The following is a 20,943-nucleotide window of genomic DNA, read 5'->3' as shown; positions in this document are numbered from 1 at the left end:
TGCCCTAAAGGTTGCTCTTGGTATATCCATCTCTATAAGTCAATTTATTCAGACTCGTCCCAAATCATGCTATAATTATTGAATAGACGCTTTACGAAGAGGATTAACGAGAAAAGGGAGTTTTTCATATGTCTTTTGACGGCATTTTTACATACGGAATGATCGAAGAATTAAATGAAACGATTCGAGGCGGACGAATCGCAAAAATCCACCAGCCGTTTAAGCACGAGCTGGTGTTTCATATCAGAGCGAACGGGCAGAACCGCAAATTGCTGCTCTCCGCTCACCCGAGTTATGCGCGGGTTCACCTGACAAACGAAACCTATGACAACCCGAGCACCCCTCCGATGTTCTGCATGCTCCTCCGGAAGCATCTGGAAGGCGGCTTTATCGACCGAGTCGAGCAAGTCGGCATGGACAGAATGATGGTCTTTCATATCAGGAGCCGGAACGAAATCGGCGACACGCTGACAAGAAAGCTGATGGTTGAAATCATGGGAAGGCACAGCAACATCGTGTTAACCGACGGAGAAAAAGATGTCATCATCGACAGTTTGAAGCACCTGTCACCTTCGGTGAACAGCTACCGCACCGTGCTTCCGGGATACGATTACATTCTCCCTCCCGCCCAGAACAAATTGTCACCGCTGGAAGCGGAAACTGAAGATATTCTCCGCCATTTGAATTTCCAGGAAGGCAAACTGGACAGGCAGATCGTCGATACCTTTTCCGGCGTCTCGCCTCTGTTTGCGAAAGAAGCCGTCTTTCGCGCGGGCCTTGCCAACAGGGCGACACTGCCAAACGTCTTGACGGAGATGTTCAGCGAAATCAACAACCGGCGTTTTCAGCCCCAGCTTATCACGACAGAAGATGGAAAAGAATATTTTTACCTTCTTGAGCTGACCCATATAAAAGGCGATAACAAACCCTTTCATACGCTGAGCGAACTTCTTGACCGCTACTATTTCGGAAAAGCGGAGCGAGACCGCGTCAAACAGCAGGCTCATGATTTAGAGCGTTTCGCGGCAAACGAAAAGAAAAAGAACGAAAACAAAATCAAAAAGCTGAAAAAAACGCTTGAGCAGTCCGAACACGCGAAGGATTTTCAGCTGTACGGAGAGCTGTTGACAGCGAACCTGTACCAGCTGAAAAAAGGAGACAAAGCGGCGAGAGTCATCAACTACTATGATGAAAACGGCGGAGAAATCACGATACCGCTCAATCCGAATAAAACGCCTTCCGAAAACGCGCAAAGCTATTTTACAAAATATCAAAAAGCGAAAAATTCGGTGGAAGTCGTGAAGGAGCAGATCAGATTAGCAGAAGAGGAAATCGCTTATTTCGACCAGCTGATTCAGCAGCTTTCGTCTGCCTCTCCGAAAGATATAACCGAAATCCGCGAAGAGCTCGCCGAAGGAAAGTATTTGCGGGCCAAACAGCAAGGAGGCCAGAAAAAACAGAAGAAACAGGCGCCGACGCTCGAAACATACGAATCCAGCGCAGGAGAAACGATTCTCGTCGGCAAAAACAACAAGCAGAACGAATATTTGACGATGAAACTTGCCGCCCGCGACCACATCTGGCTTCACACGAAAGATATTCCGGGGTCGCACGTCGTCATCCAATCGAGCGATCCGGACGAGCAAACCATCCTTGAAGCAGCGCAGATCGCTGCCTATTACAGCAAAGCGAAAAACTCGGCTTCGGTTCCTGTCGACTATACAAAAATACGCCATGTCAAAAAGCCGAATGGCGCAAAGCCCGGTTTTGTCACCTACGACAGCCAGCAAACCGTTTTTGTAACACCTGACGAAGACCTGATCATCAAGCTGAAAAAATAATGCTAAAAGGCCTGAACCTCACTGGTTCAGGCCTCTTCTTTTACGGAAAAGCTCGTCGATCTCTTGGACAAGCCCATCATCGATCAAATCATCAATCTGTCCGGCCAGTTTGATCGTGTGACGCGGGCTGGCTCCGTTTGTCGAGACGGATATGGTGATGTTTCCTCTGTTGATTATTTTCGGAACATATACATTTCCAAGCTCCGCTTCACTCGCAACATTGACAAGCTGTTCAGGAGCAGCTGATGCGGCGATCCGCTTGTTCACCTCGTGATCATCGGTCGCGAGAATGATCAGAAATGCATCCTTGAAATCGCCGGGTTCCGCTTTTTTCTTCTTCCATTCGATGCCGTGCTCTTCGATCAATCCGAGCATCTCTTCTGATGCTTCGGGGCTGATGACGGTTGCAGACGCACCTTCTGCCAGCACCGTTTTCAGACGCCGCGCCGCGATCTCCCCTCCGCCTGCAATGACTGCGGATTTGCCTTTGATGTTAATGTGAAGCGGCAGCATCTGATGCTCCTGTAAAATCAAAGCGGCCGGCTTTGTTGATAACCGCTTCCTCAACGCGGTGCAAAAAGGCATTTTTCACATGAGGGTGGAAGCCGAGGTAATCCGTCAGCACGACGTCCGGATTGGTTTCTTTCAGCTTGGCGGTTTCCCTTTCAATCTCGTTCATCAGCATACCGGTAAACAGCAAATACGGTACGATAAATGTCGTTTTTCCGTCCCGTTCTTTAAGCTGTTTAAACACATCCAGATAGTGCGGTTCACAGGCTGTCATAAAGCAGGGAATGACCTCGTCAACGGGCGCGAGGTCTCTCAGCCGCTCGCAAATGTCATTGACATCCCGTTTGACATCCGGATCAGAGCTCCCCCTTCCGATCACCACGACTCTTGCATGTTCATATGGCGTCCCCGTTTCTTCGATCCTTGTAAAAACCGCTTTGACGACTTCCTGATCGACGCCGATCGGCTTTCCGTAAGCGACGCTAACGGAAGGATACTGCGAAGAAGCGCGGGCAAGCTCCTCAGGGATGTCCCTTTTGGCATGCGCGGCTGTCAAGAGGAGAAGCGGCACAGCCGCGATATGCGTCGCGCCCTTTTCCACACACGCTTTAAAACCGGTTTCGATATCCGGTGCCGCCAGTTCCAAAAAAGAAATTTCCTGAATGGGGGCGGACATGGTTTCTTTGCAGCTCTCCAAAAAAGCGGCTGCCTCTGTTTGAGCTCTTTTCAGACGGCTCCCGTGGCCGATATATAAAATCGCTTGTTTCATATTAAAGCGCCTCGCTTAATGCCGGATCTTTCAGCTCGGGTTCAAACCAGCTTAACTGTGAGCTGAATTGAACGACATCCCCGATGACAATCAGGCTCGGGTTTTCAATTTTTTCGCTTTCGACTGTACCTGCAAGCGTTTCAACCGTGCAAAGCACCGTTTTTTGTTTGTCCGTCGTTCCCCAATGAATGAAAGCGGCAGGGGTAGACGGATCTCTGCCGTTTTCGATCAGAAGCCTTTCAATTTGCTTCACGTTTTTAATCCCCATATAAATGACAAGCGTATCGATCCCTGTGGCTAGCGCTTTCCACTTCTCTTCAAAATGTTCATCTTTTTGATAATGTCCTGTCACGAAAGCGACGTTTGAACTCGCTTCCCGGTGTGTCACTGGAATGCCCGCATAAGCAGCGGCGGCAATCCCCGAGGTGATTCCCGGCACGATTTCATAAGCAACTCCGTGTTCAGCGAGGGTTTGCGCTTCCTCGCCGCCTCTGCCGAATACGAAAGGATCGCCGCCTTTCAGCCTGACAACGGTTTTCCCTTTTTTCGCATACTTGACGAGAAAATGATTGATCGTTTCCTGCTTCATCATATGGTAGTCCGGAAGCTTTCCGCAGTAGATGAGATCCGCTCCCTCCTTGGCGTGCTGTAAAATCTGTTTATTCACAAGCCTGTCATACAAAATGACATCGGCTGTCTGGATGGCTTTTAAAGCTTTGATCGTCAGTAAATCGGGGTCTCCAGGACCTGCCCCAACGATATATACTTTCCCCATCTTAGATCTCCCCCCGATCTGATCAACGTCTTCTTCAATCATTATAAATCATAAAGAAAGCGTTTGGTGCCTGAAAATATCACAAAAACCAAACGTTTTCTTTATGAAATAGGAAAGTGCATGTGCAGCACTTTCCTATTTCACCCGCGTTTTATTTCGTTAGATCTTTCACGTATTGGACGAGCTGATTTTTGCACTCTTCCCGGTTATGTGCGCCTGTATCAAGGACTAGCTCAGGCGTTTCAGGCTCTTCATAAGGCGAATCGATCCCCGTGAAAAATGGAATTTCTCCGTTTCTCGCTTTTTTATACAAGCCTTTCGGGTCGCGCTCCTCGCACGTCGCCAAATCGCATTTCACATAGACTTCATGAAACTCATCTTCCTCGACGAGCTGTCTGACAAGCCCGCGGTCTTCTTTAAAAGGGGAAATGAACGCCGTAATGACGATCGTCCCCTGTTCGACAAAGAGCTTCGCGACCTCGCCGATCCGGCGGATGTTTTCCTTCCGGTCTTCATCGGAAAACCCGAGGTCCTTGTTCAGTCCGTGCCTGACGTTGTCGCCGTCGAGCACCGTGACCTGGTAGCCTTGTTCAAACAACTCACGCGCTGCGGCATTGGCAATTGTTGATTTTCCTGAACCGCTCAAGCCCGTCAGCCAAACGATCGAGCTTTTATGTTTATTTTTCTCATGATATTCCCGTTTTGTAATGGACGCTTCATGCCAGACAATATCTTTATTTACCAAGAGATGCTCCCCCTTAAGAAACCCCGGCCGTTAAGCCTTTGATTAATGTTTGAATGACTTCTGGACGGCTGAATGTGCTCGGCGGGAACTCGCCGTTTCTCAGCATGCCCCTCACCTTTGTACCGGACAAAATGACATGATGTTCTTTGCTGTGAGGGCACGTTTTCGCCGTAGCCATTGAACCGCAGACATTGCAGTAGAAGCTGTGTTCGAATTTCAGCGGCGTAATGCCGATCTCTTCCGGCGCGAACTGATCGAACAGTTCCTGCGCTTCATATGTGCCGTAGTAATCGCCGACTCCGGCATGGTCTCTTCCGACGATAAAATGCGTACATCCGTAGTTCTTTCTGACAAGCGCATGGAAGATTGCTTCCTTCGGCCCCGCATAGCGCATCGCCGCCGGAAAAACGCCGAGAAAGACGCGGTCTTTCGGATAGTAGCCGTCAAGCAGCACCTGATAGCTTTCCATGCGGACATCAGCCGGAATATCGTCTGATTTTGTTTCCCCGACGAGCGGATTGAGGAAAAGACCGTCTACTGTCTCGAGCGCCGTTTTTTGAATGTATTCGTGCGCTCTGTGAACCGGATTTCTCGTCTGGAATCCGACGATCGTTTTCCAGCCGAGTTCTGCGAATTTTTTTCTTGTTTCCAGAGGTTCGAATGTGTGGGCCGGGAATTGCTTTACGCTCCGTTTAATGAGAGTGATCGGCCCGCCCACATAAACGCTGCCGCGGTCAAACAATTTTTTGACGCCCGGATGCTCGAGTTCGTCGGTTTTATAGATATTGACGGCTTCCGTTTTCTTGTCCGGCGTATAGATGTCTTCGATCTCGATGACGCCGTATGTTTCCCCATTATAGGTGAGGCGGACGGTGTCCCCCGCTTTTAAGCTTGAAGCTTTTTGCTCGTCAACAGGCAGAGCGATCGGAAGCGTCCATACTTCGCCGCTTGACAGTCTCATATTTTCGACAACGGACAGATAGTCTTTCTCTGTCATAAAGCCTTGGATCGGGCTGTACGCACCGATTCCGATCAGCTCCAAATCTGAAAAAGCCATTAAATCCAGTTCAATTTCCTGTGCGATATGTTGAAAATCGTATGCTTCATTGACGCGGTTAACCAATACACCGCCGTGTGGTGCTAAACTCATAAACTTGTTTCCCCCTACTTTGTGTTTAAATTCCTCCGCCTTGTTCATGGACGGAGCTGTGCTCTTTTTTGACTGCTCTCATCAGGCTGATCGTCCCGACAGATGCCAGAAGGACGCTTGTGACGACGATGAGAGCATAATAGTCTCCTTTTAATAAAAGGCTGACCAGCATATAAGACAGGCTTAATGAAAGGAACGGCGAGACGATCCATACTTTCAGCATCGTTTTGACCACTTGTTTATGAAAGACATTGCCGCCGTTTTTTGCCATTCCCATCCCTATAATAGAAGATGATGTGACTTGCGCAAGCGGAACCGGCAAACCGAAAATCGAACTGATGATGACAAGCCCGGCTCCTGTTCCGGAAAGGATGATCCCCTCTCCTTTTGAAAATTTCGTTATTTTTTTGCCGTTTGTTTCAAGAACGCGCCTGCCCAGTAAAAGGGCGCCCAGCGCTACAAACAGTCCGCCGTAGAGCGTTCCTTCCCCGACTGTCAAAACATGCGCCGCCACCAGAGGTCCGACAGCATTTGCGACATTGTTCATGCCTGCTGAGAAGGCTTCAAAAAACCCGGTGATCAACAGAATGACCGCCAAAACCTTTGCTTTCTTTCCCGAGGCTGGACGTTTGATCTTTTTTTTCATGATGTTTGCCATCGCAAATGTAAAGGTAAAAGCGACGATTGGTACAACGACCCAAAATGAGACGATGACAAGCAAAGATTTCACATATAAAACCTGGTAAGCAACACCTACTCCGACAACAGATCCGACCGTCACTTCACTTGTCGAAAGTGGGATGCCGAGTACATTTGCGATAAAGAGCGACAGTGCCGCCGAGCCGATAATAATGCAGACGATTTCAAGCGAAATCACCCGTTCGGGAATGATGCCTGAGCTGATCGTTTTCACGACGTTTCCTCCGCCGATGACGGCGCCCGAGAGAACGCCTGCTGCACAGATTATTAGTGCGTGAAACTTCTTTTTGACGGCTTCAGATCCATAGGCGATTCCCATTGAAGCAGCTGCACCGCTCGCTCCGATATTCATCGCAAAAAACATGCTAAATAAAATGGCGGCAAGTTCCATGACTCATCTCCTTACTCGTGTAATCCGCATTCTGTTTTAGCCGATCCGTTCCAGCGGCCTGATCGAAGATCATCCATTGTAAAGGCCGGAGAGGTGCACGGAGCGCAGCCGATGCTCGGGTAGCCTTGATCATGAAGCGGATTGTACGGGAGATCGTGCTTTGTCACATATCTCCAAATATCCTTCCACGTCCAATGAATGAGCGGACAAACTTTGATAGACTTGAATTTTTCATCTTTGTTCAAAAAATTCGTTTTGCTCCGCCCGGGCGATTGCTCGCGGCGCAGGCCCGACAGCCACGCCGGGTAGCCTGAAAGCGTCTCGCGGAGAGGAATGACCTTCCTCATTTCACAGCAGGAATTCGGAGCGGTCTTCCATAGTTCGTCCCCATATTCTTTCGCCTGCTCTTCGACGGTAAGCTCCGGTGTTTTCATGATAATCTGAAGGCCTGGATATCGTTCTTTGACAGCGTCGATCGTTTCATACGTTTCTTTAAAATGAAATCCCGTATCAAGGAAAACGATGACCGCATCTTTTTTCACCTTATAAATCAAATCGATCAGGACGATTCCCTCAATTCCGAAGCTGCACGCATATACAAGCTGATTTCCGTAATGTCCGTACGCCCATTTCAAGACGGACAGCGCTCCTTTATAAGAGTCATCTTCCTGAAAAGAGATATTTGGTTCTTCCCATGTGCTGTAAGTAAAAATTTTCGGTTCCCCCTTTTTTCGCCAACAAAAAAACGGCTTCCAGCAGAAAAAAACTGTGAAAACCGCCTCTAGTTTGTCTAGTCAGCTATTTCAATCTTATTTTTTCATTTTTTTCGATTTGAATGACTTTGCCGTCCTGAACAACGAATGTGATCGATCCGTAATTCATGTCTTTCAGCATGTCTTTCATTTTGATGATCACCTTTTCAAGCTGTTCATCTGTCTTCACTTCTAGCTCCTCCTCTGCCCCTAAAAATTAAAATCTTTCTTCCAAATTTGAAAGAAAGACGAGGAACTCCGCTATTCCTTATCTCTCAAAATGAGGGCATTTTGCTGGAAGTAGCACCTTACGCTTCACACGCAGGTTGCCGGGTTTCATCGGACCAGTCCCTCCACCGCTCTTGATAAGTTTGCTTTTGTTATTTTAAAATTTTAGCACAATTCGAACAAAAGTCAACCCGACTTTTTTTATAGGATTAATAAAAAATAAAAATAATCCGATTTTACTATTTTTAAATCTGTAAAAAGACGCAAAAAAGCCGTTCTCCCATTAGGAGAATACGGCTTTTATCATTAATCCATCCAAGACTTGCTTTCAGGATCCGCCTTCCATTCTTTCAGTTTGGTGGCATCCTGTTCGCTGATATATCCGCCGGCAAGCGCAGCCTCTGTCAATGTATCGTAATCAGTCAGCGTACGGTATTCAACGCCCGCTTCGCTGAAGGCGGCGGCAGCTTTAGGAAGCCCGTAAGTGAAAATGGCGGCGACACCGAGCACTTCACATCCCGCCTCTGTGAGAGCGGCTGCCGCTTCAAGGACGCTTCCTCCCGTTGAAATTAAATCTTCAATTACAACGACTTTTTGTCCTTTTACAACAGCGCCTTCAATTTGGTTTCCTTTGCCGTGCGCCTTCGGTTTGCTTCTGACGTAGCACATCGGCAGGCTCAGCCTGTCGGCGGCAAGCGCGGCATGGGGGATTCCCGCAGTTGCCGTACCGGCGATCATTTCGGCTCCGGGAAACTTGTCTTGAATCAGTCCGGCAAGCCCTGAAGCTATATCATCCCTTACTTCCGGATATGAAAGCGTCAAACGATTGTCGCAGTAGATGGGCGACAAGATGCCGCTCGCCCATGTAAACGGCTCGTTCGGGCGCAGGAAAACCGCTTTGATTCTTAATAAATGGTTTGCAATGTCTGTTTTCATGCCTTGGTTCCCTCCCACTCATGTCCTATTCTTCTGTAGGCTGACACAGGATCTTCCGCCTGTGTAATCGAACGGCCGACAACGATCGCCGACACGCCTTTTTCCCTTGCGTAGCCAGGCGTCGCCACCCGGACCTGGTCGTTGTTTTTGTCATCCGCCATGCGAATTCCGGGTGTCACGGTCAGAAAATCTAAAGACGCGGCCCGGTAAATGTGTTCGGCTTCATGGACGGAGCAGACGACACCGTCAAGTCCGCTTTCTTTAGCCAACTTGCTGTAGTGAACAACTGTATCGAGAAGCGGCGTTTCAATCAGCAGCTCTTGCTGAAGCATTTCTGAAGACGTGCTTGTCAGCTGGGTCACAGCAATTAATGAAGGGCGTTTTCGGCCTGCCGGAGTCCCCGCTTCAAGGCCTTCAAGCGCCGACTCCATCATTTGCTTTCCGCCTGCTGCGTGCACATTGACAAGGCTGACGCCAAACCCCGCCAGCCTTTTCATCGCCTTGTATACGGTCGTTGGAATGTCGTGGCATTTTAGATCAAGGAAAATGCGGCAGCCGCGCTCCTGTAACTTTTCAAGGATGGCCGGCCCTTCCTGATAAAAAAGCTCCATGCCCACCTTCACGAAAAGCTCTTCTCCATGAAACCGGTCCAAAAACGCATATGTTTCCTGTGCTGATGCAAAATCAAGCGCGATGATGGGCGGCGTATGTTTCATCCTTCCAGCTCCTTCCGATACACTCGTTCAACGAACGGTATCCGTATTTTTCTAAAACGCGCGGCAAATCGGCGATGATTTCGGGACAAACAAACGGATTAATAAAGTTTGCGGTGCCGACGGCGACTGCGCTCGCACCCGCCAGCAAAAACTCAAGCACATCTTCCGCTGACTGGACACCGCCCATGCCGATGATCGGAATGCTGACTTTTTGGCTGACTTCATGCACCATTCTGATGGCCACCGGTTTAACAGCAGGGCCTGATAATCCGCCGGTTTTGTTCGCCAAGATCGGCTTTCCCGTTTTTAAGTCGAGCCGCATCCCGATCAGGGTGTTGATCATCGTCAAACCGTCCGCTCCCGCTTCTTCTATGGCAAGAGCGATGTCGGTAATATTCGCGACATTCGGCGACAGCTTCACATAGACGGGAACGCTCGCAACCTCTTTCACCGCTTTCGTCAGCTCACTGGCCATTTCCGGCTGCGTACCGAAGGCGATCCCTCCCGTTTTCACGTTAGGACAGGAAATATTCAGCTCGAGCGCATGAACATTCGGTGCTTTGCTGATTTCTTCAGCCACTTCAACATAATCGTCGATCTGCGAGCCGGCGACATTGGCGATAATCGGTGTATCGAACTGTTCGAGCCACGGCAATTCGTGTTCCATGACAGCCTCTAAACCCGGATTTTGCAGACCGATGGCATTAAGCATGCCGGCTTGCGTCTCGGCGACGCGCGGCGTCGGATTCCCGAAGCGCGGTTCGCTCGTCGTCGCTTTAATCATGATCGCACCGAGACGTGAAAGATCGTAAAAGTTCGCAAATTCTCTCCCAAATCCGAAGCAGCCTGAAGCCGGCATGATCGGATTTTTCAATTGAAGGCCCGGCAAATTGACTTCTAGCATCATAACAGCACCTCCTGGGCTTTGAAAACAGGACCGTCAAGGCATACCTTCACATAAGATGTTTCGCTTTCTTCCGTATGGCAGACACAGGCAAAGCAAGCGCCGATCCCGCATCCCATGCGCTCTTCCATTGACAGATAAACCTCTTTATCCGGATAGCGCTGTTTTAAAGCTTTCAGCATCGGTGTCGGTCCGCAGGCCATTATGCAGTCAAACTGAAGCCCCTCGTTTTCAATGACATCTGTAACAAATCCCTTTGAACCTCGGGTGCCATCTGCGGTTGCCACATACACACGCCCGAAACGGCTGAATTCCTGTTCGTAAAAGACGTCTTTTGCAGAAGCAAATCCTAACACATGGATCGCGTGCACCCCTCTATTTGTCAGCTGTTTGCTCAGCTCGTAAAGCGGCGGAACACCGATCCCCCCTCCGACAAGAAGAGCCGTTTTCCCCGGTTCAAGCGATTCAGCCGGAAAACCGTTGCCGAGCGGACCAAGGACATCGATCTGATCTCCTTCCTGTTTTAAAGACAGGAGACTCGTGCCTTCCCCATCCTTGCGAAAGATGATGGTCACCTGCCGGGCGGCTCTGTTGATGTCGGCGATGCTGATCGGCCGCCTCAAAAGCGGCGTGAGGGAATCTGAGACCTTGATGTGAAGAAACTGGCCGGGAGCGCCGCAAACTTCGGCAATCTCCCCTTCCAGTACCATTTGATAAATATGATCCGCGATACACTTGTTTGAACGGACTGTCATATACCCTTTTCTCATCTGACGGCCGCCTTTTGCTCAATTCTAATCGCCGGCATATGATCGGCGCGGAAGCTCATGCTTTCAAGCACCCGCAAAATCGCTTCCGCCGTATCAAGGGATGTCAGGCAGGCAACGCCGTTTTCAACGGATTCGCGTCTGATTCTGAAGCCGTCCCTTGCCGGCTGCTTCCCTTTTGTCAGCGTATTGACGACGAACTGCGCTTCCCCGTTTCGAATGACATCAAGGAGATTTGTGCCTTCTTCGCCGATTTTCCCGACGGTTTTAACAGGTACGGATGCGTCTCTTAAATAGCCGGCCGTTCCTTCCGTAGCCAATATTTTATAGCCGATCGCATGGAACCGCTTGGCGATCAATAGACCTTCCTCTTTATCTTTATCAGCAACTGTCAGGAGAACAGAGCCGTAATTCGGAATTTGGATGCCTGAAGCGATCAGTCCTTTGTACAGCGCTTTTTCCAAAGTGCTGTCTTTGCCCATGACTTCCCCGGTCGATTTCATTTCCGGTCCGAGCGTGATATCCACTCTCCTCAGCTTTGCAAACGAGAAGACCGGCACTTTCACATATACGCCTTCCTGCTCTTTTTGAAGGCCTTCAGTATAGCCCATATCGGCAAGCTTCCCGCCGAGAATCACTTTTGTTGCGAGATTGGCCATCGGAATGCCGGTGATTTTGCTGAGAAACGGCACCGTGCGGCTCGATCTCGGGTTGACTTCAAGGACGTAAACCTCATCTTTTGAAAGGACAAACTGAATGTTGAGCAGGCCGACGATGTTTAAGCCTTTTGCAAGCTTAATCGTGTATGCTTCAATCTTTTTCTTGATGTCCTCTGAAAGGGATTGCGGCGGGTAAACGGCAATCGAATCCCCTGAGTGGACGCCGGCCCGTTCAATGTGCTCCATAATCCCCGGAATGACGACCGTTTCACCGTCAGAAATCGCATCCACTTCAATTTCCTTTCCGGTCAAATATTTATCGATCAAGACAGGGTGCTGCGGATTGATTTTCACTGCATTCTTCATATAATGGAGAAGCTCTGTTTCATGGTAGACGATCTCCATCGCACGCCCCCCAAGTACATACGATGGGCGGACAAGCACCGGATAGCCGATGTTGGCTGCGATTTCAACAGCGCCTTCCACAGATGTCGCCGTTTTTCCGAGCGGCTGAGGCACATGCAGCGTTTCAAGCGTCTGTTCGAACTTGTCGCGGTCCTCGGCGCGGTCCAAATCCTCAAGGGATGTTCCAAGAATGGCGACGCCCCGCTCTGCGAGCTCGTCGGCAAGGTTGATCGCAGTCTGTCCGCCAAACTGAACGACGACGCCTTTCGGCTGCTCCAAATCGATGATATGCATGACATCTTCAACAGTAAGCGGCTCAAAGTAGAGCTTGTCGGAGATGCTGAAGTCCGTTGAAACCGTCTCAGGATTGTTGTTAATAATGATTGCTTCATAGCCGGCTTCTTTGATCGCCCAAACCGAATGCACAGTCGCATAATCGAATTCGACCCCCTGGCCGATCCGGATCGGGCCGGAGCCAAGAACGATAACGCTGTTTTTGTCTGTTCTGACCGATTCGTTTTCCTCTTCATATGTGCTGTAGAAATAAGGTGTCTCCGATTCAAATTCGGCCGCACATGTATCAACCATTTTATAAACAGGCGTGATGCCTGTTTCTTTTCTAAGATCATAAAGCTTTCTTTCAGGCATCTCCCAGAGAAGGCTGATGAAGCGGTCTGAAAAACCGAGCTCTTTCGCTTCTTTCAAAAGACCCAGGTCACCGCGCCCGGCTTTCAGCTTTTCTTCAAAGCGAATGATTCCCTCAAGCTTGTGCAGGAAGAACAGGTCAATTGCCGAAAATTCGTGGAGATCGCTGACCGTGTATCCTCTTCTAAACGCTTCGGCCAAGTAAAAGAGACGTTCGTCTCCCGCTTTTTTAATCCGTTTTTCAAGCACTTCATTCGAGATCTCACCGGCATCTTTCAGCTCCAGGTGATAGACATCCGCTTCAAGAGAACGGACCGCTTTCAGGAGAGATTCCTCCCACGTTCTTCCGATCGCCATCACTTCGCCTGTCGCTTTCATCTGCGTGCCGAGCTTGCGGTTTGCCGATTCGAATTTATCAAACGGCCAGCGCGGTATTTTTGAAACGACATAGTCGAGTGCAGGTTCGAAAGACGCGTACGTTTTTCCTGTCACAGGATTCATCATTTCGTCAAGAGACAAACCGACGGCAATTTTAGCGGCAAGCTTTGCGATCGGATAGCCCGTCGCTTTTGAGGCAAGCGCTGATGAACGGCTGACCCGCGGGTTTACCTCGATGATGTAGTACTGAAAGCTGTCCGGGTCAAGCGCCAGCTGAACATTACAGCCACCTTCGATTTCAAGCGCTCGGATGATTTTCAGCGATACATTGCGAAGCATTTGGTATTCGCGGTCGCTCAGCGTCTGGCTCGGCGCTACAACGATGCTGTCCCCGGTATGAATCCCGACCGGATCGATGTTTTCCATATTGCAGACGACGATCGCGTGATCGCTCGAGTCTCTCATGACTTCATACTCGATTTCTTTGTAGCCGGCGATGCTCTTTTCAAGCAGACATTGGTGAACCGGGCTCATTTTTAAGCCGTTTTCAACAATTTCCTTCAGCTCGTCTTCGTTTGAGCAGATGCCTCCGCCTGTTCCGCCGAGCGTGTATGCAGGCCGGACGATGACGGGGAAGCCGATGCGCTCGACGAACTCGCGCGCTTCCTCGAGCGAGTGGATGATCTCGCTTTCCGGAACCGGTTCATTCAACTCATTCATCAGGCTTCTGAACAAGTCGCGGTCCTCCGCTTGTTGGATCGCAGCCAATTTCGTGCCGAGCACTTCAACACCGCACTCAGCCAGGATGCCGTGCTCGGACAGTTCGACCGCCAAGTTGAGGCCCGTCTGCCCGCCCAATGTCGGCAAAATGGCGTCCGGCCGCTCTTTGCGGATGATACGTGTTAAGAATTCAAGCGTCAGCGGTTCGATATATACGCGGTCGGCCATTTCCGTATCCGTCATGATCGTCGCCGGATTCGAGTTAACGAGAATGACTTCATAGCCTTCTTCTTTTAAAGCGAGGCAGGCCTGTGTACCCGCATAATCAAATTCCGCCGCCTGCCCGATAATAATCGGCCCTGATCCGATCACCAAAATCTTTTTGATATCTACGCGTTTAGGCATACCGCTTCCCCTTCTTTCTCTGTGGTTTCAATCATGTGTAAAAATTGATCAAATAAATGGTTGGCGTCTTCCGGTCCCGGTGAAGCTTCCGGATGGTATTGAACCGTGAAAGCCGGTTCGTGTTTATGTTTAAGCCCTTCGATTGTGTCGTCATTAATCGCCACATGCGTCACTTCAAGCGGCGTGTTTTCAACGGTCGATACGGTATAGCCGTGGTTTTGAGCCGTAATTGATACTCTTCCGGTTGCAAGCTCTTTAACCGGATGGTTGGAACCGCGGTGTCCGAATTTCATTTTCGCCGTCTTTGCTCCGCAGGCGAGGGCAAACAGCTGATGGCCGAGACAGATGCCGAACAATGGAACCTTGCCGAGAATGTTTTGAATCATGGCAATTGCTTCGGGTACGTCCGTTGGATCTCCGGGTCCGTTTGACAGCATTACGCCGTCAGGCTTCAGCTGCATCACTTCTTCTGCTGTTACATTGTGAGGAACGACGATCACATCGCATTTGCGCTTGTTCAGCTCTCTTAAGATGCCGTGCTTCATTCCGAAATCGACAAGCACGATTCGCTTCCCTCTCCCAGGGCTCGGATATGCCGTTTTTGTTGAAACTTGGCTGACCTGATCGGTCGGAAGGTTCGTTTCTTTCAGCTTTTGAACCAAAGCCTCAGCATCTTCTTCCGGGCCGGCAAAAACCCCTTTCAGCGTACCTGCCGTTCTGATCATTCTTGTCAGCTTTCTCGTGTCAATTCCCGAGAGTCCCGGGATGTTTTTCATTTTTAAATATTCATCAAGGGTATAAGCAGAGCGCCAGTTTGACGGAAGTTGACATAACTCTTTTACGATAAACCCTTTCACATAAGGGGTGATAGATTCAAAGTCGTCTCTGTTGATTCCGTAGTTCCCGATCAGCGGGTAGGTCAGTGTGACAATTTGTCCGCAGTATGACGGGTCTGAGAGGATTTCTTGATAGCCTGTCATCCCCGTGTTGAAGACGACTTCTCCCATGGTGTTTTCCAGGCTGCCGAAAGCTTCCCCTTCAAAAATTGTTCCGTTTTCTAGTACAAGACGTCTTTTCATTTTACAAGTCTCCCCTCTTGGTAAACGAGTTTTCCCTTTGCCATTGTCATAACCGGCCAGCCGAAGCAGCTGATGCCGTCAAACGGCGTGTTTTTCCCTTTAGAAAGAAAGGTGTTTTTATCAATTTTTTCTTCGCGTTCAAGATCTATCAGCGTAATATCCGCGGACCGTCCGGCTTCAAGCTTACCGTAAGGAAGTCCGAACGCCTCGCAAGGTTTGACCGTCATATAATCGAGGAGTTGTTTCAGCGTCCAGTTTCCCGTTTTGACAAAGTGCGTGTAAAGAAGCGGAAAAGCCGTCTCCAAGCCGACAATCCCAAATGGCGCCAGGCTCATTGTCTGTTGTTTTTCATCTTCTGTATGAGGGGCATGATCCGTAGCGATAAAATCGATTGTTCCGTCTGTAAGCCCCTCAAGGAGCGCTTCTCTGTCTTCCGGACTTCTGAGCGGCGGATTCATTTTATAATTTGTATCAAGACCGGGAATGTCGCTGTCTGAAAGGAGCAGATGGTGAGGCGTCACTTCCGCTGTCACACGGATTCCCGCTTTTTTGGCGTCGCGGACGACCCTGACCGATTCCTTCGTGCTGATATGACAGACATGGTAATGGCAGCCTGCCGCTTCGGCCAGAAGAACGTCCCTTGCGATGTGAACGGCTTCGCATATCGAAGGAATCCCGTTTAAACCGTTGGCTTTGGCAAATTTCCCATCGTGGACACTGCCGCCGTAGATCAGTGAATTGTCTTCACAGTGGGCGACAATTGCTTTATCGATCGAAGCCGCTTTTTTCATCGCTTCATACATCATCCCCGCCGTTTGAACGCCGACGCCGTCATCAGTAAACGCAAACGCACCTGCGTCTTTCAGCCCTTCGAAGTCGGTCATTTCCTGACCTGTTTGTCTGATGGTGATGGAAGCGTACGGCAGCACTCTGACAGATGCCGTTTCGTCAATGCGGTTGACGAGCCACTCCATCTGCTCTTTCGTATCGGGGACAGGCCGCGTATTCGGCATTGCGGCGACAGTTGTAAACCCGCCTCTTGCCGCGGCTTTTGCACCTGTTTCGATCGTTTCTTTCTTCTCGCCGCCCGGCTCTCTGAAGTGAACGTGAAGGTCAACAAGCCCCGGCGAGACGAAAAGCCCATCCGCATTGATGACCGTTTCTCCCAAAGCGGCCTCAAGGCTTCCGATTTCGCTGATTGCATCGCCTTCAACCCTGATGTCGCACTGTACTTTTTCACCTTTTTCGTCGAGTATGAAGCCGTTTTTAATTAAATAAGACATAAGCCTGATCTCCCCTTTTTTTGTTTTCGCCGTTTAGAAGCGCTCTTTTTAAAACCGCCATTCTGATATATACACCGTTTTCCATTTGTTTGAAAATTCTCGACTGAGTGGATTCGACCAGCGCACTGTCAATCTCGACGCCTCTGTTAACAGGCGCAGGATGCATGATGACCGCGTCTTTTTTCAGGAGCTCCGCCCGCTTCAGCGACAGTCCGAAAGTTTCAAGATAATCGCGTTCTGCCGCCTTTTTCTCATGACGTTCGTGCTGAATTCGGAGAAGCATCACGACATCCGAATTTGCGACCGCTTCATCAGGCGACACATATGTCCCGTAAGGATTGTTGTCATCCCGCCATTCTTCCGGACCTGAGAAAAGAACCTTTGCTCCGAGCCTTGTCAGCACTTCGGCATTCGATCTTGCCACTCTGCTGTGTTTGATATCTCCGTGTATGGATACCGTCAGCCCGGCAAATCCGCCCCATTCCTCGTAAATCGTCAGCAAATCGAGCAAAGATTGAGTGGGATGCTGACCGCAGCCGTCTCCGGCATTGATCACCGGAATGCCGACATGTCCGATAAGTTCATCGTAATAATGATCCTGAGAGTGTCTGATCACACATACATCAGCGCCGATGGATTCGAGTGTCTTGACAGTATCGTACAACGATTCTCCTTTTTGTACGCTTGTTGAAACACCGTCCAGGTTCAGCACATTCATGCCGAGTTTCTTTTCAGCCACTTCGAAGCTGAAGCGCGTTCTTGTGCTCGGTTCAAAAAACAGATTGGCAGCAAACTTTCCGGAGAGGACGGAATCGAATTTCCTTTTTTTCAGCTCTCTCGCCTCTTCAATCAGCTCGTGAATATCCTCAAGACTAAGCTCATTCATTGCGGTCAAGTGTTTCATTTTTTCTCCCCCTCAGGCTTTAATTTCCTGTAAAAAAACCCCAAGCCACAACGGCTTGGGGTACAGTGAACCAGAGAATGCGCTTTTTTGCACTTCTCTCTCCGTAACCCTTTCAAGCCTCTCTGGACTTCATTTAAAAGGTTTTTAAATATGCTCTTCTATTTCAATCCCGTCCTGATCTCCCTTTGATTCAGGCAGGACAAGGTTTAAAACCACTCCGACGATCGCTGCAAGCGCCATGCTTGACAGCTCGAACCCTGAGATTTTGATAAATGCGCCGCCCACTCCGATGACGAGAATGACGGATGAGATGATCAGGTTTCGCTTATTTTCCAAGTCAATTTTGTTATCAATCAGCATGCGCAGTCCGCTTGATGCGATGATACCGAACAGCAGGAAGGAAACGCCTCCCATGACTGCAGAAGGGACAGAGCTGATCAGGGCCGAAATTTTGCCGATAAACCCGAAGCACAGTGCAATAACAGCCGCTCCGCCGATGACAAATACGCTGAATACTCTTGTGATGGCGAGTACGCCGATGTTTTCTCCGTAGGTCGTTGTCGGCGGTCCGCCGATGCATGATGCCAGCATCGTTGCGACACTGTCGCCGAAAATCGAGCGGTGAAGCCCGGGCTTCTTAATGAAATCCTGACCGACGACTTTGCTTAATACCATTTGGTGGCCGATATGTTCTGACATTGTCACGAAAGCAACGGGCACCATGGCGATTCCAATTCCGACAGCCGCCGCGCTCGGCGTATAGTCGACAAACGGAATGACGAAATCTGGAACAGCAAACCATTTGGCGTCAAGGACCATCTGGAAGTCGACGATGCCTTGGGTCAGGGCGAACAAGTATCCGCCGATAATTCCGATCAAGACAGGAATCAGGCTGAAAAATCCTCTTAAGAAAATCGCGCAGATTATGGTGAGCGCGAGTGTGAATCCTGCAACGCCAAAATGTTTGGCGCTGTAGACGAGCACTTTTGCTCCCGAATCTTCATACATGGCCATATTGACAGCCGTGCTTGCCAGCCCGAGTCCGATGACGATAATGACCGGACCGACGACAACAGGCGGCAGGAGCCTCATCAGCCAGTCCGTTCCCAGCTGCTGGATGAGCAGGGCGATCAGCCCGTAGGCGATGCCTGCCATAAATGCGCCGATCATGGCCGCCCCAGGGCCTCCGGCGGCTTTTGCCGCGATAATCGGGGCAATAAATGCAAAGGATGAACCTAAGTAAGCCGGGATCTGTCCTTTTGTAATCAAGAGATATGCAAGCGTTCCTAGCCCGCTCGTTATAAGGGCCACGCCTGGGCTTAAGCCTACAAGCTTTGGCACGAGGATCGTCGCTCCGAACATGGCAAACAGATGCTGCAGGCTGAAAGTTATCCAATTCAAAGGTTTTGGTACTTCTCTGACACCAAGGTTCACTTTTTTCTGACTCATATTTTTTCCTCCTGATGGTTGACTCACTGTCTATGATGTCTTTATATCCTGAAAAGATTGCGCCCATTAAAAAAGCCTCTTTGCTTAAATTGCGCAAAGAGGCAGACAAAGATCCGCCGCATGGTGAGGCGGCATCTTTCGTTCTATCCCTCTTTGCAAACTCACTGGAATGCATTTAAAAAAGGATTGTCATTCACTTTTTATAAATCGCCGCAAGGTCGCGTCCGTCAACTTCTTCCAATTGAACCATGACCTTTTCGGTTTTCGATGTCGGGATGTTTTTCCCGATATAGTCGGCTCTGATCGGCAGCTCTCTGTGGCCGCGGTCGACAAGCACCGCGAGCTGGATGGATGAAGGCCGCCCGACATCGACGAGCGCATCCATGGCCGCTCTGACTGTCCGTCCCGTGTAAAGCACATCATCGACGACGATCACCTTTTGATCGGTGATGTCCGCCGGAATGTCCGCTCCTTTGACAAGCGGCTCTTCATTAGACGTTTTTTTGGAGAGATCATCCCTGTAAAGGGTGATGTCGAGCTCTCCTACGGTGACTTTGTTTCCTTCGATTTGCTCAATCCGTTCGGCAAGCCGTTTGGCCAGATAGATGCCTCTCGTTTTGATTCCGACAAGGATACAGTTGTTCATTCCTTTGTTTCGTTCAATCATTTCGTGGGCGATTCTTGTCAGCGCCCTTCTGATCGCCTGTTCGTCAAGCACAACAGCCTTTTCTTGTTCCTGCATGGCCAGCACCCCGCATCTTTTAAAGGATAAAACAAAAACCCCTTCTGCATAAAGGCAGAGAGGGGTCTTGAAACGAATTCATTGATTCGCTTGTCCGGTATCCTTCTCAGCCTCTCTGGACTGTGTTAAAGAATCTGATTTAACTGCATTTATTATTTCAAAAAAGAAAACGTCTGTCAACGTTTATTTCGAATTTTGTCGAGGAGATTTTTCATGTCATCAGGCAGAGGCGCCTCAAATTCAACATATTCTCCGGTACGCGGATGGTCAAATCCCAATACGCCCGCATGCAGCACCTGGCCGTTGAAATCGACCGTCTTTTTCGGGCCGTATTTCGGATCTCCCGCCAGAGGAAAACCGATATATTTCATATGCACGCGAATTTGATGGGTTCGCCCCGTTTCAAGCTGGCATTCAACAACAGTGAAATCGTCGAACCGTTCGATCACTTCAAAATGAGTGACGGCATGCTTTCCATTTTCCCTTGTGACCGTCATACTCTGCCTGTCTTTTTTATCCCTGCCGATCGGCGCGTCGATCGTCCCGTGGTCATGCGGGATGACGCCGTGGACAAGCGCGGTGTATTTTCTCGTCACCGTTTTGTTGACAAGCTGATTCACGAGCGATTCATGCGCCATGTCGTTTTTGGCAACCATCAACAGACCTGAAGTGTCCTTGTCAATCCGGTGGACGATGCCCGGCCTCATCACGCCGTTGATGCCTGACAGATCGTCACAATGCGCCATCAAACCGTTGACAAGCGTCCCCGTCAGATGGCCGGGAGCCGGATGAACCACCATTCCGCGCGGCTTGTTGACGACAAGAACGTCCTGATCCTCATAATAAATATCAAGATCCATCGGTTCAGCCGTGACATCAAGCGGTTCCGGTTCGGGAACATGGACTGACACCGCATCCCCATCCTGAACTTTATAATTGGCTTTGACCGCATTTCCGTTAACCAGCACGCGGTCTTCTTTAATCCACTGCTGCACCTGAGTCCGCGACCAATCCGCTTCAACTGCGGTCAAGTACTTGTCAATCCGTTCACCTTTATGTTCTTCATGAACGGTCATATCATAATGCTCCAT

20 protein-coding genes and 1 riboswitch are annotated in these 20,943 nt (G+C 49.7%); of the genes, 1 reads left to right on the top strand and 19 read right to left on the bottom strand.

Annotation, left to right across the window (positions count from 1 at the left end):
- Positions 1–128 precede the first annotated feature (128 nt).
- Positions 129–1,841: an Rqc2 family fibronectin-binding protein gene (locus LQ247_RS11010; protein ID WP_144497624.1), complete on the top strand. Its 1,713-nt coding sequence runs from the start codon at positions 129–131 to the stop codon at positions 1,839–1,841.
- An 18-nt stretch (positions 1,842–1,859) separates the two neighbouring features.
- Here LQ247_RS11010 and LQ247_RS11005 read toward each other — a convergent pair whose 3' ends face one another.
- The 19 genes from LQ247_RS11005 to LQ247_RS10915 all read right to left on the bottom strand — a co-directional run bounded on the left by LQ247_RS11005 (position 1,860) and on the right by LQ247_RS10915 (position 20,943).
- Positions 1,860–2,354, bottom strand: coding sequence for an NAD(P)-dependent oxidoreductase (locus tag LQ247_RS11005; RefSeq protein ID WP_231006051.1), 495 nt, complete (start codon positions 2,352–2,354; stop codon positions 1,860–1,862).
- Entirely contained in the window at positions 2,335–3,120 is a 786-nt protein-coding gene (locus LQ247_RS11000; protein WP_105978923.1) for a sirohydrochlorin chelatase, read from the bottom strand. Before LQ247_RS11000 ends, LQ247_RS11005 begins: the two co-directional genes overlap by 20 nt.
- Before the next feature lies 1 nt (position 3,121).
- Complete coding sequence (gene cobA, locus LQ247_RS10995) at positions 3,122–3,895, bottom strand: uroporphyrinogen-III C-methyltransferase (RefSeq protein ID WP_095290449.1); 774 nt, start codon at positions 3,893–3,895, stop codon at positions 3,122–3,124.
- Between the two features lie 151 nt (positions 3,896–4,046).
- A complete protein-coding gene (cysC, locus tag LQ247_RS10990) occupies positions 4,047–4,640 on the bottom strand; it encodes an adenylyl-sulfate kinase (protein ID WP_231006049.1) in 594 nt (197 codons plus the stop codon).
- Positions 4,641–4,653: 13 nt separating this feature from the next.
- Positions 4,654–5,790, bottom strand: a complete 1,137-nt coding sequence (gene sat / locus LQ247_RS10985; protein ID WP_020451336.1) for a sulfate adenylyltransferase — start codon at positions 5,788–5,790, stop codon at positions 4,654–4,656.
- A gap of 25 nt (positions 5,791–5,815) precedes the next feature.
- The gene (locus LQ247_RS10980; RefSeq protein WP_231006047.1) at positions 5,816–6,880 is read right to left on the bottom strand and encodes an inorganic phosphate transporter; all 1,065 of its coding nucleotides are present in this window, start codon (positions 6,878–6,880) and stop codon (positions 5,816–5,818) included.
- Between the two features lie 11 nt (positions 6,881–6,891).
- Positions 6,892–7,593, bottom strand: a complete 702-nt coding sequence (locus LQ247_RS10975; protein ID WP_023857233.1) for a phosphoadenylyl-sulfate reductase — start codon at positions 7,591–7,593, stop codon at positions 6,892–6,894.
- A gap of 85 nt (positions 7,594–7,678) precedes the next feature.
- The gene (locus LQ247_RS10970; protein ID WP_369878884.1) at positions 7,679–7,795 is read right to left on the bottom strand and encodes a YezD family protein; all 117 of its coding nucleotides are present in this window, start codon (positions 7,793–7,795) and stop codon (positions 7,679–7,681) included.
- Positions 7,796–7,897: 102 nt separating this feature from the next.
- A riboswitch (SAM riboswitch) is annotated at positions 7,898–8,004 on the bottom strand.
- Positions 8,005–8,166: 162 nt separating this feature from the next.
- Positions 8,167–8,796: an orotate phosphoribosyltransferase gene (gene pyrE, locus LQ247_RS10965; protein WP_269146006.1), complete on the bottom strand. Its 630-nt coding sequence runs from the start codon at positions 8,794–8,796 to the stop codon at positions 8,167–8,169.
- Positions 8,793–9,512 (bottom strand): orotidine-5'-phosphate decarboxylase, encoded by a 720-nt coding sequence (pyrF, locus tag LQ247_RS10960; protein WP_020451332.1) that lies wholly within the window; start codon positions 9,510–9,512, stop codon positions 8,793–8,795. The genes pyrE and pyrF overlap by 4 nt, the downstream gene beginning before the upstream one ends.
- Positions 9,481–10,416, bottom strand: coding sequence for a dihydroorotate dehydrogenase (locus LQ247_RS10955; RefSeq protein ID WP_231006103.1), 936 nt, complete (start codon positions 10,414–10,416; stop codon positions 9,481–9,483). Before LQ247_RS10955 ends, pyrF begins: the two co-directional genes overlap by 32 nt.
- Positions 10,416–11,186: a dihydroorotate dehydrogenase electron transfer subunit gene (locus LQ247_RS10950; RefSeq protein ID WP_023857236.1), complete on the bottom strand. Its 771-nt coding sequence runs from the start codon at positions 11,184–11,186 to the stop codon at positions 10,416–10,418. The genes LQ247_RS10955 and LQ247_RS10950 overlap by 1 nt, the downstream gene beginning before the upstream one ends.
- On the bottom strand, positions 11,183–14,395 hold the full coding sequence (gene carB, locus LQ247_RS10945; RefSeq protein ID WP_020451329.1) for a carbamoyl-phosphate synthase large subunit: 3,213 nt from the start codon (positions 14,393–14,395) through the stop codon (positions 11,183–11,185). Before carB ends, LQ247_RS10950 begins: the two co-directional genes overlap by 4 nt.
- Positions 14,380–15,474 carry a carbamoyl phosphate synthase small subunit gene (locus LQ247_RS10940; protein WP_023857237.1) on the bottom strand — a complete coding sequence of 365 codons (1,095 nt, stop codon included), beginning with the start codon at positions 15,472–15,474 and terminating at the stop codon, positions 14,380–14,382. The genes carB and LQ247_RS10940 overlap by 16 nt, the downstream gene beginning before the upstream one ends.
- Positions 15,471–16,757, bottom strand: a complete 1,287-nt coding sequence (locus LQ247_RS10935) for a dihydroorotase (protein ID WP_020451327.1) — start codon at positions 16,755–16,757, stop codon at positions 15,471–15,473. The genes LQ247_RS10940 and LQ247_RS10935 overlap by 4 nt, the downstream gene beginning before the upstream one ends.
- The gene (locus tag LQ247_RS10930) at positions 16,741–17,661 is read right to left on the bottom strand and encodes an aspartate carbamoyltransferase catalytic subunit (protein ID WP_023857239.1); all 921 of its coding nucleotides are present in this window, start codon (positions 17,659–17,661) and stop codon (positions 16,741–16,743) included. Before LQ247_RS10930 ends, LQ247_RS10935 begins: the two co-directional genes overlap by 17 nt.
- A 144-nt stretch (positions 17,662–17,805) precedes the next feature.
- Positions 17,806–19,110 carry a uracil permease PyrP gene (gene pyrP / locus LQ247_RS10925; protein ID WP_035338811.1) on the bottom strand — a complete coding sequence of 435 codons (1,305 nt, stop codon included), beginning with the start codon at positions 19,108–19,110 and terminating at the stop codon, positions 17,806–17,808.
- 193 nt (positions 19,111–19,303) lie between these two features.
- Positions 19,304–19,852, bottom strand: a complete 549-nt coding sequence (pyrR, locus tag LQ247_RS10920; protein WP_020451324.1) for a bifunctional pyr operon transcriptional regulator/uracil phosphoribosyltransferase PyrR — start codon at positions 19,850–19,852, stop codon at positions 19,304–19,306.
- A gap of 176 nt (positions 19,853–20,028) precedes the next feature.
- Complete coding sequence (locus tag LQ247_RS10915) at positions 20,029–20,943, bottom strand: RluA family pseudouridine synthase (protein WP_023857242.1); 915 nt, start codon at positions 20,941–20,943, stop codon at positions 20,029–20,031.

It is taken from the genome of Bacillus sp. BS3(2021), assembly GCF_021043345.1.
In the GTDB taxonomy this organism is placed as follows: domain Bacteria; phylum Bacillota; class Bacilli; order Bacillales; family Bacillaceae; genus Bacillus; species Bacillus paralicheniformis.
The sequence above is the reverse complement of the archived record's forward strand: the minus strand, read 5'-3'. Positions and strand labels throughout refer to the sequence as shown.